This is a genomic window from Streptomyces sp. NPDC005962 (assembly GCF_040629205.1).
In the GTDB taxonomy this organism is placed as follows: domain Bacteria; phylum Actinomycetota; class Actinomycetes; order Streptomycetales; family Streptomycetaceae; genus Streptomyces.
This window is the reverse complement of sequence record NZ_JBEXVE010000002.1, coordinates 556,140-571,384: the sequence shown is the minus strand read 5'-3', so window position 1 is coordinate 571,384 and position 15,245 is coordinate 556,140. Positions and strand designations below refer to the sequence as shown.

General features: G+C 72.0%; 13 protein-coding genes. 6 read left to right on the top strand and 7 right to left on the bottom strand.

What is annotated here, in order from left to right; all coding sequences use genetic code 11:
- Position 1 precedes the first annotated feature (1 nt).
- From ABZ370_RS06045 to ABZ370_RS06035, 3 genes are all read left to right on the top strand, one after another.
- Positions 2-781 carry an ATP-binding cassette domain-containing protein gene (locus ABZ370_RS06045; RefSeq protein WP_358617054.1) on the top strand — a complete coding sequence of 260 codons (780 nt, stop codon included), beginning with the start codon at positions 2-4 and terminating at the stop codon, positions 779-781.
- Positions 772-2,010: a sugar ABC transporter permease gene (locus tag ABZ370_RS06040; RefSeq protein WP_358617051.1), complete on the top strand. Its 1,239-nt coding sequence runs from the start codon at positions 772-774 to the stop codon at positions 2,008-2,010. Before ABZ370_RS06045 ends, ABZ370_RS06040 begins: the two co-directional genes overlap by 10 nt.
- Positions 2,011-2,135: 125 nt before the next feature.
- Complete coding sequence (locus ABZ370_RS06035; protein WP_358617048.1) at positions 2,136-3,491, top strand: sugar ABC transporter substrate-binding protein; 1,356 nt, start codon at positions 2,136-2,138, stop codon at positions 3,489-3,491.
- Between the two features lie 18 nt (positions 3,492-3,509).
- On the opposite strand, the gene ABZ370_RS06030 is transcribed toward ABZ370_RS06035, so the two are convergent.
- Entirely contained in the window at positions 3,510-3,944 is a 435-nt protein-coding gene (locus tag ABZ370_RS06030) for a hypothetical protein (RefSeq protein ID WP_358617045.1), read from the bottom strand.
- 351 nt (positions 3,945-4,295) lie between these two features.
- On the opposite strand from ABZ370_RS06030, the gene ABZ370_RS06025 reads away from it, so the two are divergent.
- Together ABZ370_RS06025 and ABZ370_RS06020 are read left to right on the top strand one after the other, a co-directional pair.
- Entirely contained in the window at positions 4,296-5,171 is an 876-nt protein-coding gene (locus tag ABZ370_RS06025) for a helix-turn-helix transcriptional regulator (protein ID WP_358617042.1), read from the top strand.
- Positions 5,172-5,216: 45 nt separating this feature from the next.
- Complete coding sequence (locus ABZ370_RS06020; protein WP_358617436.1) at positions 5,217-6,032, top strand: SAM-dependent methyltransferase; 816 nt, start codon at positions 5,217-5,219, stop codon at positions 6,030-6,032.
- A 36-nt stretch (positions 6,033-6,068) separates the two neighbouring features.
- Here ABZ370_RS06020 and ABZ370_RS06015 read toward each other — a convergent pair whose 3' ends face one another.
- The 4 genes from ABZ370_RS06015 to ABZ370_RS06000 all read right to left on the bottom strand — a co-directional run bounded on the left by ABZ370_RS06015 (position 6,069) and on the right by ABZ370_RS06000 (position 12,497).
- Positions 6,069-8,996 carry an NHLP bacteriocin export ABC transporter permease/ATPase subunit gene (locus tag ABZ370_RS06015; RefSeq protein WP_358617039.1) on the bottom strand — a complete coding sequence of 976 codons (2,928 nt, stop codon included), beginning with the start codon at positions 8,994-8,996 and terminating at the stop codon, positions 6,069-6,071.
- Between the two features lies 1 nt (position 8,997).
- A complete protein-coding gene (locus tag ABZ370_RS06010) occupies positions 8,998-11,127 on the bottom strand; it encodes an NHLP family bacteriocin export ABC transporter peptidase/permease/ATPase subunit (protein ID WP_358617433.1) in 2,130 nt (709 codons plus the stop codon).
- Positions 11,128-11,327: 200 nt separating this feature from the next.
- Positions 11,328-12,137 (bottom strand): HlyD family efflux transporter periplasmic adaptor subunit, encoded by an 810-nt coding sequence (locus ABZ370_RS06005; RefSeq protein WP_358617036.1) that lies wholly within the window; start codon positions 12,135-12,137, stop codon positions 11,328-11,330.
- Positions 12,138-12,272: 135 nt separating this feature from the next.
- Entirely contained in the window at positions 12,273-12,497 is a 225-nt protein-coding gene (locus ABZ370_RS06000) for a type A2 lantipeptide (protein ID WP_358617033.1), read from the bottom strand.
- Between the two features lie 561 nt (positions 12,498-13,058).
- Here ABZ370_RS06000 and ABZ370_RS05995 point away from each other — a divergent pair.
- Entirely contained in the window at positions 13,059-13,904 is an 846-nt protein-coding gene (locus ABZ370_RS05995; RefSeq protein WP_358617030.1) for an LLM class F420-dependent oxidoreductase, read from the top strand.
- On the opposite strand, the gene ABZ370_RS05990 is transcribed toward ABZ370_RS05995, so the two are convergent.
- Positions 13,901-14,023, bottom strand: coding sequence for a hypothetical protein (locus ABZ370_RS05990; RefSeq protein WP_358617027.1), 123 nt, complete (start codon positions 14,021-14,023; stop codon positions 13,901-13,903). The genes ABZ370_RS05995 and ABZ370_RS05990 overlap by 4 nt on opposite strands.
- 156 nt (positions 14,024-14,179) lie before the next feature.
- On the bottom strand, positions 14,180-15,202 hold the full coding sequence (locus ABZ370_RS05985) for a hypothetical protein (protein WP_358617024.1): 1,023 nt from the start codon (positions 15,200-15,202) through the stop codon (positions 14,180-14,182).
- Between the last annotated feature and the right edge of the window lie 43 nt (positions 15,203-15,245).

The following is a 15,245-nucleotide window of genomic DNA, read 5'->3' as shown; positions in this document are numbered from 1 at the left end:
CATGGCCGCCCCTCCCCTGCTGGCGCTGCGCGGCGTCTCCAAGCGCTTCGGCGGCGTCCAGGCGCTGATGGACGTCGACCTGCAGATCCGGGCCGGTGAAGTGGTCGCCCTGGTGGGCGACAACGGCGCGGGCAAGTCCACCCTGGTCAAGGTGATCGCCGGGGTCGGCCCCGCCGACCAGGGCGTCATCGAGTGGGAGGGCACTTGCGTCCAGATCAGACGGCCGCACGACGCGCAGGCCCTGGGCATCGCGGCCGTCTACCAGGACCTCGCGATGTGCGAGAGCCTCGACGTCGTCGGCAATCTCTTCCTCGGCCGCGAGGTCTCCCGCGCCGGAATCCTCGACGAGGTGGAGATGGAGCGGCGCGCCCGCGAGCTGATGCACACGCTGTCCATCCGCATCCCCGATGTGCGGGCCCCCATCGCCATCCTGTCCGGCGGCCAGCGGCAGGCCGTCGCGATCTCCCGCTCGCTGCTGGGCGAGCCCAAGGTCCTCCTGCTCGACGAGCCCACCGCCGCCCTGGGCGTCGAGCAGACCAGCCAGCTCCTGGACCTCATCGAGGAGCTGCGCGACCGCGGTCTCGGCGTGCTCCTCATCAGCCACAACATGGGGGACATCAAGGCCGTCGCGGACCGGGTGGCGGTGCTGCGCCTGGGCCGTAACAACGGGCTCTTCGAGGTGCCCACCACCACTCAGGAACGCATCATCTCCTCCATCACCGGCGCCGCCGACAACGCCGTGGCCCACCGCACGACGGGTGAGGAGGGGGCATGGCCGTAGGACAGAACATCCGGGGGTACGCCGACGCCGTCCGGCACCGGCTGCGCGGCGGCGAGGCGGCCCGGCGCGGGCTGCGGGTCGGTGAGCGCGGTCCGCTCCTGGTCATCCTCGGCCTCGTCGTGATCTGGCTGGTGTTCCAGGGCCTGAACGCCAACTTCCTCTCGCCGCGCAATCTGTCCGACCTCAGCGTGGACATCGCCGCCACCGGGCTGGTCGCGGTGGGCATCGTGTTCGTGCTGCTGATCGGCGAGATCGACCTGTCGGTGGGCTCGGTCAGCGGGCTGGCGGGGGCCGCGTTCGCCGTGCTGAACGTGTACCTCGGCATGCCGGAATGGCTCGCCGTCATCGTGGCGGTGGCCGCGGGGACGGCCGTGGGCGCCGTGCACGGGTTCTTCTTCGCCCGGGTCGGGGTGCCCGCGTTCGTGGTGACCCTCGCGGGGCTGCTGGCCTGGAACGGGCTGACCCTCTACCTGCTGGGCGCGAGCGGCACGATCAACATCGATGAGAGCGGTCTGGTCGCCGCGCTGACCAGCCTCTACTTCAGCGGCGCCATCATCGCGTACGGTCTGGCCGCGCTCGGCACCGCCGGGTACTTCCTGGCCGCGCGGCGGACCCGGCGGCGGCGCAGGGACGCCGGGATGCCGTACCGGCCGTTGGCCGAGATCGGGGTGCGCACGGCCGCCCTGGCGGTGATCGCGTTCGCCACCGCCCATATGCTCGACCGGTTCCAGGGCGTGCCGCTCGCCCTGCTGATCTTCCTGGCCGTGATCATCGGCTCGGATCTGCTGCTGCGCCGCACCCGCTACGGGCGGAAGGTGTTCGCGGTGGGCGGTGGTGTGGAGGCGGCCCGCCGCGCCGGGGTCGATGTGACGCGGGTGCGGATCACGATGTTCATGGTGTCGGGGACGCTGGCGGCGGTGGGCGGGCTGTTCGTGGCGTCGGGGCTGACCTCGGCCAGCCCCACGACGGCCCGCGCGGCGGGCTCCGGCATGCTGCTGATCAACGCGGTCGCCGCGGCGGTCATCGGCGGGACCAGCATGTTCGGGGGGCGTGGCTCGGCCTGGTCGGCGCTGCTCGGCGCGCTGGTCATCCAGTCGATCGCCTCGGGCATGGCGCTGCTGGGCATCCAGGACGCCGTCCAGTTCATGGTCACCGGCGGGGTGCTGCTGGCCGCGGTGGCCGCGGACTCGCTCGCCCGGCGCTCCGCACAGGCGCGCGGCCCCACCTGATGGTCGTCACGGTCCGGGCGTGACGCTATGCTGCACAAAAGAGCTTCCCATTTCGGGCAAGCCAGACATCTTACCGATGTTCTACAAGGATGATCCGATGCTCTCACCGTGACCATCGGAGTGCGATGAAACGTCTTCTCCTCACCCGCGCGGCCATGGCGGCCGCGCTCGCCGCGGCTCTGGCGGTCTCCGGCTGCCAGGGCACGGGCGTGCGGTCTTCCCGGGAAGGGAAGCACACCATCCATGTGCTCGCCGTCAAAAATCCCCAGATGGAGACCCTGAAGCAGTACACGCAGAAGTACTTCACCGCGCGGACCGGCATCACCGTCGACTACACGCTGCTTCCGGAGAACGAGACACGGAGCCGGATGAACACGGAGTTCGCCCGGCAGGCGGGCCGGTACGACGTGGCGAGCGTGAGCGCGTACGAGGTGCCGATCTACTCCAGGAAGCACTGGCTCGCCCCGCTGGATTCCTATGAGAAGAAGGACAAGGCCTTCGACCAGCGCGATATCTTCCCCAGCCTGATCAAGGCCGTGACCGGCGCCGACGGCAAGATCTACGCCGAGCCCTTCTACGGTGAGGGCTCCTTCCTGATGTACCGCAAGGACCTCTTCCGCAAGACCGGCCTGACCATGCCGCGCGATCCGACCTGGAAGCAGGTCGCCTCGCTCGCGGCCAAGATCGACGGCACCGACGGCGCGAGCGGCATCTGTCTGCGCGGTCTGCCCGGCTGGGGCCAGAACCTCGCCCCCATCAACACCGTGGTCAACACCTTCGGCGGCGCCTGGTACGACATGCAGTGGAACGCCAAGCTCACCTCGCCCGAGTTCACGAAGGCGATCCAGTTCTATGTCGGCCTGGTCCGCAAGTACGGCGAGCCCGGCGCCGCGCGTAGTGGCGTCCTGGAAATCCTCGCCGACTTCACCCAGGGCAAATGCGCCATGATGTACGACGCCAGCTCCCTCGCGACGTCGGTCGAGGCCGACGGCTCGGCGGTCAAGGGCAAGGTCGGCTACGTCCCCGCCCCGCACGAGAAGACCCGCCGGGCCGGGTGGCTGTGGACCTGGGCCTGGGGCGTCGAGAACGCCTCCAAGAAGAAGGACGCCGCCTGGAAGTTCATCTCCTGGGCCTCCTCGAAGGAGTACCAGGCGCAGATCGGCAACACGCTCGGCTGGAGCGAGGCCCCGGCCGGCAGCCGGCAGTCGCTCTACGCCAACCCCAACTACCAGCGGGCGGCGGCGGCCTGGTACCGGCAGGAGTACGCGGCGGTGAAAAACTCCGCCGACCCCAGGAACCCCGGCGTCGAGCCGCGCCCCTACCAGGGCATCTCGTTCGTCGGCATCCCGCAGTTCGCCGACCTCGGCACCAAGGTCTCCGCGCAGATCAGCGCGGCCATCGCCGGAAAGCAGTCGGTGCGCGCGGCCCTGCGGATCTCCCAGAAGCTCGCCCAGGACGCGGTGGCGGGCTACCGCCACTGACCGCCGGGGTACGGGCCGCTACTCGGTGACCGACCAGCACGGCATGACGCCGGCGATGTGGCAGGCCAGGAAGTAGAGCGGGATCGGGGGCGTGTATGGGGAGTCGCCCTCGGGACGGTGGACGAGGCGGAGGTTACGGGGCGTCCTGCCGGTGCGTGAACCGCCCGGAGGGCCCACGTACGCCCCGATCGAGTAGCTGGTGACGGCCGGCCACACCAGTCCGATGTGCGATCCGGCGGGCACGATCCACCACCAGAGGTCATCGCAGGCGAAGACACAGCCGACGTGGGGAAGCCGGTCCATGACCCGCTTGCCGTGCTCCGCGGACATCCCGACCGCGTCGTAGCCCAGCTCGGCGGACAGGCCCGCGGGAAGAACCAGCCGTCCACGGCGCGCACCGCGCGGGAGCCCCGGCGGGCCGCTCGCGGCATGCGGGGACTTCTTCCGCGGCATGTGAGCCGAAGGCAGGGGGAGGGTGGGGGGAACCACGATCGGTCGCCTTTCGTCTGCCTGCGCACTGTGGGCAGCGCCGGTCCTGCACTGCCCGGTGCCTACCGACGTACACACGCGAACGTTCCGCCGTCACGGGGCCGCGAATCGGTCCGGCCCGTCCGACGTTTCCCCCGGACCGCGGGCCAACTCCCGCGGAGTCACACGGACGGTGACGGCATGTCCACTGTGTCATCTGCTATGAACGGGTTGCAAGAGGTAACTTGAAATTTGCAAGTCGTTGGATGCAGGTGCGGCGGCGACCGGTGATCATGACAGACTGCGACCGTGGAACGCGGCGTGAGGAGGCAGGGAGTGGCGGCGGAATCCGCATGGGGTGGCGCTCCCTCCGTCCTCCGCATGATCCTCGGCAAGCAGCTGGAGGAGCTGCGGACCCGGACCGGGCTCAGCTACGACGAGGCGGGCGCGGCGATCGGCGTCAGCCATTCGACGATCCGCCGGATGGAGGCCGCAAAGGTGGCCCGGCTCCGGCTCGCGGACGTCGAGAAGCTGCTCCAGACATACGGCGTCACGGACCAGCACGAGCTCGACACCTTTCTGAAGTCGGTCCGCGAGGCCAACAAGCGCGGCTGGTGGCACGTCTACCGCGATGTGATGCCGGACTGGTTCGCCGCGTATCTGAGCCTGGAACAGGCGGCGCTCCAGATCCGCGCGTACGAGCCGCAGTTCGTCCATGGCCTGCTGCAGACCGAGGACTACGCCCGCGCCCTGCTGAGCTCGGGCAATCCGCACATCCCCGCCGGGGCCACCGAGCGCAGGGTCGCCCTGCGCATGCGGCGCCAGGAGCTGCTGTCGAGCGAGTCCGCTCCCCGGCTGTGGGTCGTGATGGACGAGACCGTGCTGCGGTGGCCGGTCGGGGGCGCCGCCGTGATGCGCGCCCAGATCGACCACCTCATCGCCCTGAACGCACTGCCGCATGTGACCCTGCAGATCATGCCGTTCAGCAACGGCCCGCATCCGGCGATGCCGGCCGGCGCGTTCCATGTCTTCCGGTTCCGGGCCGCCGAGTTGCCTGACATCGTCTACCTGGACGGGCTGATCGGAGCGGTCTACCTGGACAAGGCGGACGACGTGGTGGTGTACCGCGAGGCGCTGGACCGGGTGAGCGCCCAGTCGGCGCCCGCCCAGAAGACCGAGGCCCTGCTCGGCGAGATCCGCGAGGAGCTGTGACGTGGGCCCGGACAGTTGACCGACGAGCGATGGGAGGGGCAGGCGTTGCGCGACAACGGATGGCCGGCCGAACGGATTGACACCGAGAGCGCACATTCGGCGCGGATCTACGACTACATCATCGGTGGCAAGGACTATTACCCCGCCGACAGGGAGGCGGGCGACGCCATGGCCCGCGAGTGGCCCGCCCTGCCGGTCCACATGCGGGCCAACCGCGACTTCATGAACCGGGCCGTGCGCTATCTGGCGGAGGAGGCGGGCATACGTCAGTTCCTCGACATCGGAACCGGCATCCCCACCTCCCCCAACCTGCACGAGATCGCCCAGACGGTCGCCCCGGACTCGCGGGTCGTGTACGTGGACAACGACCCGATCGTCCTCACCCTGTCCCAGGGCCTGCTGTCCAGCACGCCCGAGGGCAAGACCACCTACGTCGAGGCGGACATGCGCGACCCCGCCGCGATCCTGGACGCGCCGGAGCTGCGCGAAACCCTCGATCTCGGCAAGCCGGTCGCCCTGACGGTCATCGCGATCGTCCACTTCGTCCTCGACGAGGACGACGCCTACGGAATCGTCAACCGCCTGCTGGAACCGCTGCCTTCGGGCAGCTATCTGGCGATGTCCGTCGGCACCGCCGACTTCGCCCCGGAGGAGGTGGGCCGCGTCGCCCGCGAGTACGCGGCGCGCGACATGCCCATGCGGCTGCGTACCGAGGCCGAGGCCGCACGGTTCTTCGACGGGCTCGACCTGGTCGGGCCCGGTGTCGCCCAGGTGCACAAGTGGCATCCGGACGGCAAGGGCACCGAGGTCGTCAAGGACGAGGACATCGCGATGTACGGGGCGGTCGCCCGCAAGCCGTAGCGCTCCGCGGTGGTCTGTTGGAGCGGCGGCAGCCGGTCAGCTCAGCTGGCGCCGCACCAACTCATGGAGCTTTCCGCCCTGCCTGGCCATCAGCTCGGCCGGGGCACCCTGTTCGACGATCCGGCCCTCCTCCATGACGAGCACCCGGTCGGCGTCCATGACGGTCGACAGCCGGTGGGCGATCACCAGCCGGCTGGCGTGGAGGCGGCGGGTGCTGTCGATGACGATGCGCTGGGTCTCGTTGTCGAGGGCGCTGGTGGCCTCGTCGAAGAAGAGGACGCGCGGGCGGCGGATGAGCGCCTGGGCGATCATCAGGCGCTGGCGCTGGCCGCCGGAGATGGCGCCGCTGCCGGAGATCATCGTGTGCAGCCCCATGGGCATCTGGCGGATGTCCTCGGCCAGGCCCGCGAGTTCGGCGGCCGCCATGGCCTCCTCGGGGGTGAACGGCTCGGCGCCGCGGATGCAGTCGAGCACGGTACCGCCCAGCGGCTGCGCGTTCTGGAGCACCACCCCGCACTGGCGGCGTACGGCGGCCTGGTCGAGGGCGGCGAGGTCCTGGCCGTCGTAGAGCACGCTGCCGGACACCGGCCGCTCGAACCCGATGAGGAGCCGCAGCAGGGTGGACTTGCCGCAGCCGCTGGGGCCGACGACGGCCACGAACTCGCCCGGCCGGATCTCCAGGGACACATCGTCGAGGACCAGCGGGCCGTCGGCGCCGTACCGGAAGGTGAGGTTCCTGGCCTGGAGGGCGCCGGAGAGGGAGCCGGGCTGGACGCTGCCGCCGCGCACCTCGGGCGGCTCGTCCAGGATCGGCTTGACCTCCTCGAACATGGGCAGCACGGCGACCACCGAGACCAGCGAGTTGGTCAGCTGGGTGACGGAGGTCAGCAGCATGGTCACGGAGGTGTTGAACGTCAGGAAGCCGCCCGCCGACATGCTGCCCCGGGCCGGACCGGCCAGCAGCATGAACACCACGAGCGAGCACAGCGGAAGGTAGACCGCGTCCAGGACCTGGGTGAGGTTCTTGATGCGCCCGGTGCGCTGGTGCAGATCGCGGGAGCGGGCGAAGCCGCGGGCCCAGGCCGCGTAGGCGTAGTTCTCGGCCGCGGCGACCCGCAGCTTCGGCAGTCCGCGCAGGGTCTGGTACGCCTGGTTGTTGAGCTTGTTCTCGGTCTCCACCAGCCGCCGCTGCCAGCGCACCTGCCACAGGCCCATGGCGAGGAAGATGCCGCAGATGACCAGCAGCATGGCCATGACGGCGAGCGCGAGCGGCACGCTGAAGTACATCAGCAGGGCGAGGTTCATCGCGCCGACGGTGCCCGCCTGGAGGACCACCGGGGCGGTGCCGGACAGCACCCGGCGCATGGTGCTGATCCCCATGGCCGCGCTGGCCAGTTCGCCGGTGGAGCGCTCGGCGAAGAACGTGGTGGGCAGCCGCAGCAGCCGGTCCCAGACGGCGGGCTGCAGTGTGCTCTCCAGCCGCCCCTCCAGCCGCAGCAGGGTCAGGTTCTGGAGCAGCAGGAAGGACGCGGCCACGACGCTGGAGATGATGAGCGCCAGGGCGATCTGGACGATGGGGCTCTTCTCGGCACGGGGTACGAACCCGCCGAGCACCTGGCCGGTGGCGACCGGCACCAGCGCGCCGAGCGCCACCGTCACCAGCCCGGCGGCGAACAGGCTGCGCATATCCGGCCCGGCGCCGCGGGCCGTGAAGCGCAGCAGCCGCCACATCGTCATCGACCGTTCGGGCAGCGGGCGGTAGAACATCACGGCGCGCGGCTCGAACTCGTCCGCGGTGCCACGGCCGATACGTATCCGCAGGCCCGAGGCAGGGTTGACGGCCTCGTACCGGCCGCGCCGCCACAGCAGCGCCACCGGTGACCCGGACAGGGCCCGGTAGCCCACCAGGGGGCCCGCGTCCTCGCGCCACCAGCGGCCCTCCAGCCGGACGGCGCGGGTGCGGACGCGCGCGTGGGCCGCGACGCGCTCCACGGGGTCGGTACGGTCGTCCGGGGCGGGGCCCTTCGGCGGTTCGGCGAGGGTGATCCCGGCGGCGTCCGCCACGGCCCGGCAGACCGCGTACACGGCGTCGTCGGTGCTGCCGGTGCTGTCACCGCCGTCGTGCGCTGCCCGCCCCGGGACCCCGGGCGAGCGCCGCAGGCCGCCGATGGACGCGATGAGCGCCTCGTCGGCGCGCGAGCGGACGGCCTCACCGGCCCGGATACCGGCGGCTGTCCGGTCCGCGTGGGCCCGCTCCAGGGTGTCGATCCAGCGGTCCACGGCGGTGCCGAGCCGGTACTGCTGGTTGACCATCCGCTGCCACAGCGCACCGTCGATCAGCAGGTCACCGGCGGCCTGGGCGCTGTACTCGGCGCCGTAGCGCACGCTGCCGGGCGGCACCGGGAGCCACAGCAGGTCCTCGTCGGCCGCCTCCTCGCCAAGCTGCGCTCCCCCGTCCAGCGGGGCCTGGAACAGCACACCGAGGCTGCGGCTGACGCCGAGCGCCACGGCGTGTTCCAGCGGTGTCGGCGCCGGGTCCTGGAACCCGCCGCCGTCCGGGTACGCGCCCTCGGTCCCGTACGTGGTGTCGTACGCCGCGCCGTACGCGTCGTACCGCTCCGGCCGGTACAGCTCGCGCAGCGGGATGCGGCGCACCGCGCAGTCCTGCGAGGGCCGCCCCAGCAGGGTGTGGCGCGGGCCCTCGACGGGCCCGGGGAGCGCGGCGCCCGTCTCCAGGCGGCCGAGGAAGTGCCACTGCCCCTCCTCGGCGGCGTCGACCGCGAAGAGGTCGAGGGCGCCCGCGGTGACGAGCCAGAGCACCTGCGGGCCTTCCAGCGGGAGGCTGCGCAGCCCGGCGCCGTCGACGGGTGTGCCGAGGGCGCCCAGCGCCCGCACCACCGCGTCGCCGCCGCCGGGGGCGGCGGTGTCCATGGCATCGTCCGCTGCCGGGTGTACGGACGCCATGTCAGTGCTCCTTCATCAGCTCGGCGTACGGGCCCCCGGCGACCGCGAGGTCCTCGTGCCGTCCGCGTTCCACGACCGTGCCACGGTCCAGGACGAGGATCTCGTCGCTGTCCCGGACGGTGCTGAGCCGGTGGGCGATCACCACACACGCGCAGCCTCGGCGGCGCAGACTGTCCATGACGGTCTGCTCGGTCTGCGCGTCCAGGGCGCTGGTCACCTCGTCCAGGACCAGCACACTGGGGCGGCGGACCAGGGCCCGGGCGATCTCCAGCCGCTGCCGCTGCCCGCCCGAGAAGTTGCGGCCGTCCTGTTCGACGCGGCAGTGGATGCCGCCGGGGCGGCGGGCGATGACGTCGTCGTGGAGCGCGGCGTCCCGCAGGGCGGCCACCACCGCGTCGTCCGGGATCGAGGGGTCCCACAGCGCCACGTTGTCCCGCACCGTCCCCTCGAACAGGAACACGTCCTGGTCGACGAAGGACACGGAGGCGGCGAGCCTCCCGCGCGGGATGTCCTCCAGCCGCTGCCCGTCGATGCGGATGGCGCCTTCCCACGGGCTGTAGAGGCCGGAGACCAGCCGGGACACGGTGGACTTGCCGCTGCCGGAGCCGCCGACCAGCGCCACCTGGCGGCCGGGGCCGACGGTCAGCGAGAAGTCGCGCAGCAGCGGTTCGTCCAGCGGGTTGTAGCCGAACGTGACGTTCTCCAGGGCCACATGGCCGGTGAGGCGGCGGGCGCCGTCGGCATCCGGCTGCCCCTCGTCACGGGTGTGGAGGGTGTCCGCGGGGAAGCGCTCCACGTCCTTGAGGCGGGCCACGTCCGCGGAGAAATCCTGGATGCGCCCGGCCACGCCGTTGAGCCGGGTGATGGGCGCGGTGAAGCGGGTGACCAGCGCCTGGAAAGCCACCAGCAGGCCGACCGAGAGATGGCCCTCGACGGCCCGCAGCCCGCCGATCCACAGGATGAGCGCGCTGTTGAGGGTGGCGAGGGTGGGCGCCACGACGCCCAGCACCGCGCTCGGTACGCCGAGGCGCTGCTGTTCCTCCAGGGTGATGGCGTGCTGACCGGCCCAGCGGCGGAAGTAGCCGTTCTCCCCGCCGGTGGCCTTCATCGTCTCGATGAGCTGGAGGCCGGTGTACGCCGTGGTGGTCAGCCGCGCGGAGTCGGCGCGCAGCTTCTGGGTCCTGGTGGCGCGCAGCCGTATGACGACGCGCATCGCGACCACGTTGAGCAACGCCAGCCCGACGCCCACCAGGGTGAGCTGGGGGTCGTAGGTCCACAGCAGCAGCGCGTACAGGACGACGACGATGCCGTCGACCGCCGCCGCGGCCAGGTCGCGGGCGAGGGTCTCGGCGACGGTGTCGTTGGACCGCAGGCGCTGCACCAGGTCGGCGGGGCTGCGCTGGGCGAAGAACGTGACGGGCAGCCGCAGCAGATGGCGCAGGAACCGGGCGCTGCCGAGGGTGGAGGAGATGATGCGTCCGCGCAGCAGATTCGCCTGCTGGACGCCGGTCAGCACCGCGGTCAGCACCACCGCCACGGCCATCGACGCGAACAGCGGTGGCAGCATCGAGGTCTGGCCGCCGACGATGAAGGTGTCGATGAAGGTGCGGCCGAGCGCGGGCACCGCGGCGCCCACCGCCACCAGCAGCAGACTGGCCAGCAGCGAGGCCAGCAGGGTGCCGCCGGTGCCGCGCAGCCGCGCGGGCAGGGCGTCCAGGACACCGGGCTTCCTTCCGCCGCGGCGGAAGGAGTCCTCGGGTTCGAAGACCAGGCAGACCCCGGTGAAGCTCGCCCCGAACTCCTCGGTGGTGACGAAACGGCGCCCCTTGTCGGGGTCGTTGATGTGGACGCCGCGCTTGCCGAACCGCCGTCCCGTGCCGTCGTAGACGACGTAGTGGTTGAACTCCCAGAACAGGATCGCCGGGGCCTGGACCTCCGCCAGTGCCTCCGGCTCCATCTGCATGCCTTTGGCGCGCAGCCCGTAACCGCGGGCGGCCTTCAGCAGGTTGCTGGCGCGCGATCCGTCGCGGGAGACGCCGCAGGCGATCCGCAGCTCCTCCAGCGGTACGTGGCGTCCGTAGTGGGCGAGCACCATGGCGAGCGAGGCGGCGCCGCACTCCAGCGCCTCCATCTGGAGCACGGTGGGGGTGCGTACGGTCCGCCGCCCCGGCTTCTTCGGGCCGCTCCCGCGGCGCGGGGCGCGCCGCCGTCCACGGGCCGGTTCGGGGCGGCGGCGTCCGCTGGTCCCGGCGGGTGCGGGGCGGGGCGGTCCGCCGCTCTCGTGCGCCGCGTTCGCCGCATTCGCCGAGGGGTTCGCCGGGTTCGTCGAGGTCACGGGAGCAGCCAATCGACGGGGTGACGGGCGGCCAGGTGGACGGTGCCGGTGGCCAGGGTCATGGAGCCGAGGGCGAACGGCGGGCCCTTCGGCGAGGACCAGCGGTAGCCGGAGCGGGTGGCCGACGACCGGTCCAGGCGTACCGCCACCGCGACCGGCGGGCCGTGCTTGGAGAACTCCTCGCCGAGCTGTGCGCTGCCGAGGAAGGAGCCGATCTGACGGCTCGACTGGGCGGTCCGGCCGACCGCCTGGACGTGGCCGCGCAGCACGCCGTACGTCCGGGAGGGCGCCGACTGCACATCGAGGTCGACCGCCGCGCCCGCGGGCACCGACGCCGCCCGCTCGGCGGGGACGTACAGGGTCGCGGTCAGCGGGTCGCGGGAGTCGCGGACGCGCTCCACGGAGGCGACCTCCCCGCCGGTGTCGAGGACGGCGCCGATCGAGACGGAGAGGGTGGTGAGCCGCCCGGCGGCGAGTGCGCGCACGACTGTGCTGCCGCCTCCGGGGTTACGGACCTTCACCAGCGGTGCGCCCGCGCGCACGGTGCCGCCCTCCTCGGCGAGCACGGCGGTGACCTGTCCCCTGACCGGGCTCTGCAGCACATAGCTGCCCTGGCCATGGGTGAGGATTCCGGAGGCGCTCACGGTGTCCGCCACGGTGCCGGTGACGGCCCAGACGGCGGCCGCGGCCATGACGACGAGGGTGACCGTCAGCGCGAGCCAGCCCTGGGGGCGGGCGTAGCGGACCGGCAGGTCGATGTCGTCTGCCGACCGCAGCTTGGAAAGGGCCTGCTGGCGGAACTGCACGGGAGTCTTTCCTCAACCGGCCGGGGGGGCGCGAGGGAACGGGTCGGGGGCGCGGCCCGGGCGGCCCGTAGGACGGGTGCCGGAGACCGCGCATGCCCCGGACCAGGCAGGCCCGGGGCATGGGGAGCGCTCGGCTCAGAGACCGGCGACCGTGCCGACGATGCCGGAGGTGTTCAGGCCGGTCGCGCCGTCAACGGTGCCGGTGACGGTGCCCACGACGCCGGTGACCGGGCCGGTGACGGGACCGGCGACGGCCTGCACGGTGCCCAGGGCGTCGCCCACAGCGCCGAGACCGCCGGCGACGTTGTCCAGCTCAGCGTCGGAGATCTCCTGGGTCGCGACCTTGGGTGCGTTGTTCATTACTGCGTCTCCCTTGGATACGTATCTCGAAATGAGCTTGTAAACGGCCGGTGGTCGCCGACATGCGTACGGCTTCTCCACCGGCCACCGCGGCACGTTCCCGTGATGCCGGAACCCTGGCTTCCGGGAACGTCTCGGCGCGGAAGGATGTAACCACGGGGGGCTCGCCACCTTCGAACGGCGGCTCATCCGGAACTACGCATTCCGTCAACTTTCCGATCACATGGCGTGCACACCCGCCCACGTGACCGGCACGGCCTCCACACACGAGCGTCACCACTCGCGCGGTGCCGCCCGCCGCCTCGCGCGGAAACCGCGCATTCCCGGGCACCGACGCCGCACACCGGGCCGCGCGGGCGCCGACGGCGTGCGGTACACGCGGCTTCTGTGGAATGGATGTGCCGATCGCTTGAAGACCTGCCGACCTCCGGTCGCATTCCGGGTCCGGTGCGGACTCACCGGTCCATCAGGTGTGACGGGCCGCCGAGGGGGTACCCGTCGGCTACTCCTGTGCCCCGCACCCGCTGAACCCTGCGTGGAGTCGCCGACCGAGGAGTCGCCGTGAGAATTGGCGTATCGACCTTCGTGACCGACCAGGGCGTCGGACCCGCCGCCCTGGGGCGCGCCCTCGAAGAGCGGGGGTTCGACGCGCTCTTCGTCGCCGAACACAGCCACATCCCGGTGGAACGCCGCTCGCCCTACCCGGGCGGTGGCGAACTGCCGGAGATCTACTACCGCACCCTCGACCCGTTCGTCACGCTGGGCACCGTCGCGGGCGTCACCGCACGGCTGCTGCTGGGCACCGGAATCGCCCTGGTGGCGCAGCGGGACCCGATCACCACCGCGCAGGAGGTGGCCTCCCTCGACGTGGTCTCCGGCGGGCGGGCCGTGTTCGGGGTGGGCGTCGGATGGAACCGCGAGGAGATGGAGAACCACGGGACCGACCCGTCCACGCGTGGCCGTCTGGTGAACGAGCGGCTGGAGGCGATCCGTGAGCTGTGGACGAAGGAGAAGGCGGAATATCACGGTGAGTTCGTGGACTTCGACCCCGTCTACCAGTGGCCCAAGCCCGTCCAGCGTCCGCATCCGCCCATCTATGTGGGCGGCGGCGAGGCCGCGTTCCCCCGGGTCGCCGCCCTCGGGGACGGCTGGCTGCCGGGCGGCCTGCCTCCCGACGCCCTGGGCCCGCGGATCGAGCGGCTGCGGCAGGTGGCCGGGCGGGAGGTGCCGGTGACGGTGTACGGGGTGCCCGGCGCCCCCGACGCCCTCGACACCCCCGAGGCGCTGGAGGGGTATCGGCGGCTCGGCGTGGAGCGGGTGCTGCTGTACCTGCCGACGCGGCCGGAGGGCGAGACGCTCGCCCGGCTCGACGCGATGGCCCCGCTCGCCGAACGGTTCCACGGCTAGCGCGTGGGCCGCGCCTGCCGTGCCGCCTCGGTGTCCCGTCCCCGGGCCGCCTCGGTGTCCCGTTCCAGTGCCGCCTCGGTGTCCCGTTCCAGTGGCGCCCGGTCCACGGCGGTCGTCAACTCCGGCGGCCGGTCCCGCCGCCCGCAGCGCGGCCAGCGGTTCGAGCCGGGCGCGCTCGATCGTCAGCCCGGAACGCACGGTGTCCATCAGCGACCGCCGCCACGTCACACAGCCGAGCCCAGGCGGAACCGACCGAACCGCACGTCAGCGCCGTCTCACCCCCGCCACCAGCGGCGCAGCACCTTCTCGGCGGGTTTGCCGTGCGGGGTGTAGGCCAGCCGTGGCGCGGTCTCGCCGGAGTCCGGCCAGTCGTCCCACATCCACCAGCACACCCCGGCCCACCACGACCGGCCGTCGAACGCGGTCAGCAGGGCCTGGTACGCGGCGGACTGCTCGTCGGCCGCGGGGTGCTCGCTGACGGTCCAGGAGTACGGGGCGGCCGTGGTGCCGCGCTGGCTGGCGTATCCGGCCTCGGTGAACAGGATCTTCCGGTCCTGCCGGGCGGCGAACGCGGCGAGTTCGGCCACGATCGGCTCCCAGCCCTTCGCCAGCCGCTCCGGGTCGGTCGTGGCGGAGTCCGTCAGCGGCCAGTAGGCGTCTATGCCGATCACATCGAGGGAGCGCCAGAAGCGGATGCGGGCGTACTCGTCGTAGTTGGCGGCGTACGTCAGCGGACCGCGGTAGGTGTCGCGGACCGCGGCGATGACCCGGGTCCAGCGGCGGCGGTCGGCAGAGGTCCCGGCCAGTTCGGTGCCGACGGAGAACTGCTCGGCGCCCAGGTCCTCGGCCAGCTCGGCGTAGTGGGTGATGAAGTGTTCGTAGGCGGTGAACCAGGCGTCCCGGTCGGCGGGCCGGATACCGGCCCGGTCGCCGCCGTCCACCAGGTCCACATGCGGTTTGAGCATCACCTTCAGCCCGGCGGCGTGGGCGAGGCCGACGATCCGGCGCACCCCTCGGTCGCTCGCCGTCTCCCCGGTGGTGTGCATCGCGGAGTCCCGGACGCCGTTCTGGTACCAGGTGGGGGTGAACACCACCCACCGGGCGCCGGTGGCGGCGATCTGCCGCAGATAGTGCCGGGCCTCGTGCCGGTCGTAGTCGTCGGTGTTCCACGCGGGCAGGGTGATCCCCCGCAGCTGGACGCGGTGCGGCGCGGGCGGGTCGTCCCCGCCGGTCGAGCATCCGGTCAGAACGGCGACGGCGGCGGTCAACGCCGCGGCCGCCCGCCTCAGCGCACTCATCGGGGCGGAGCCTCCCTCGGGCGGGGCCCGGGTGACGCGCGCC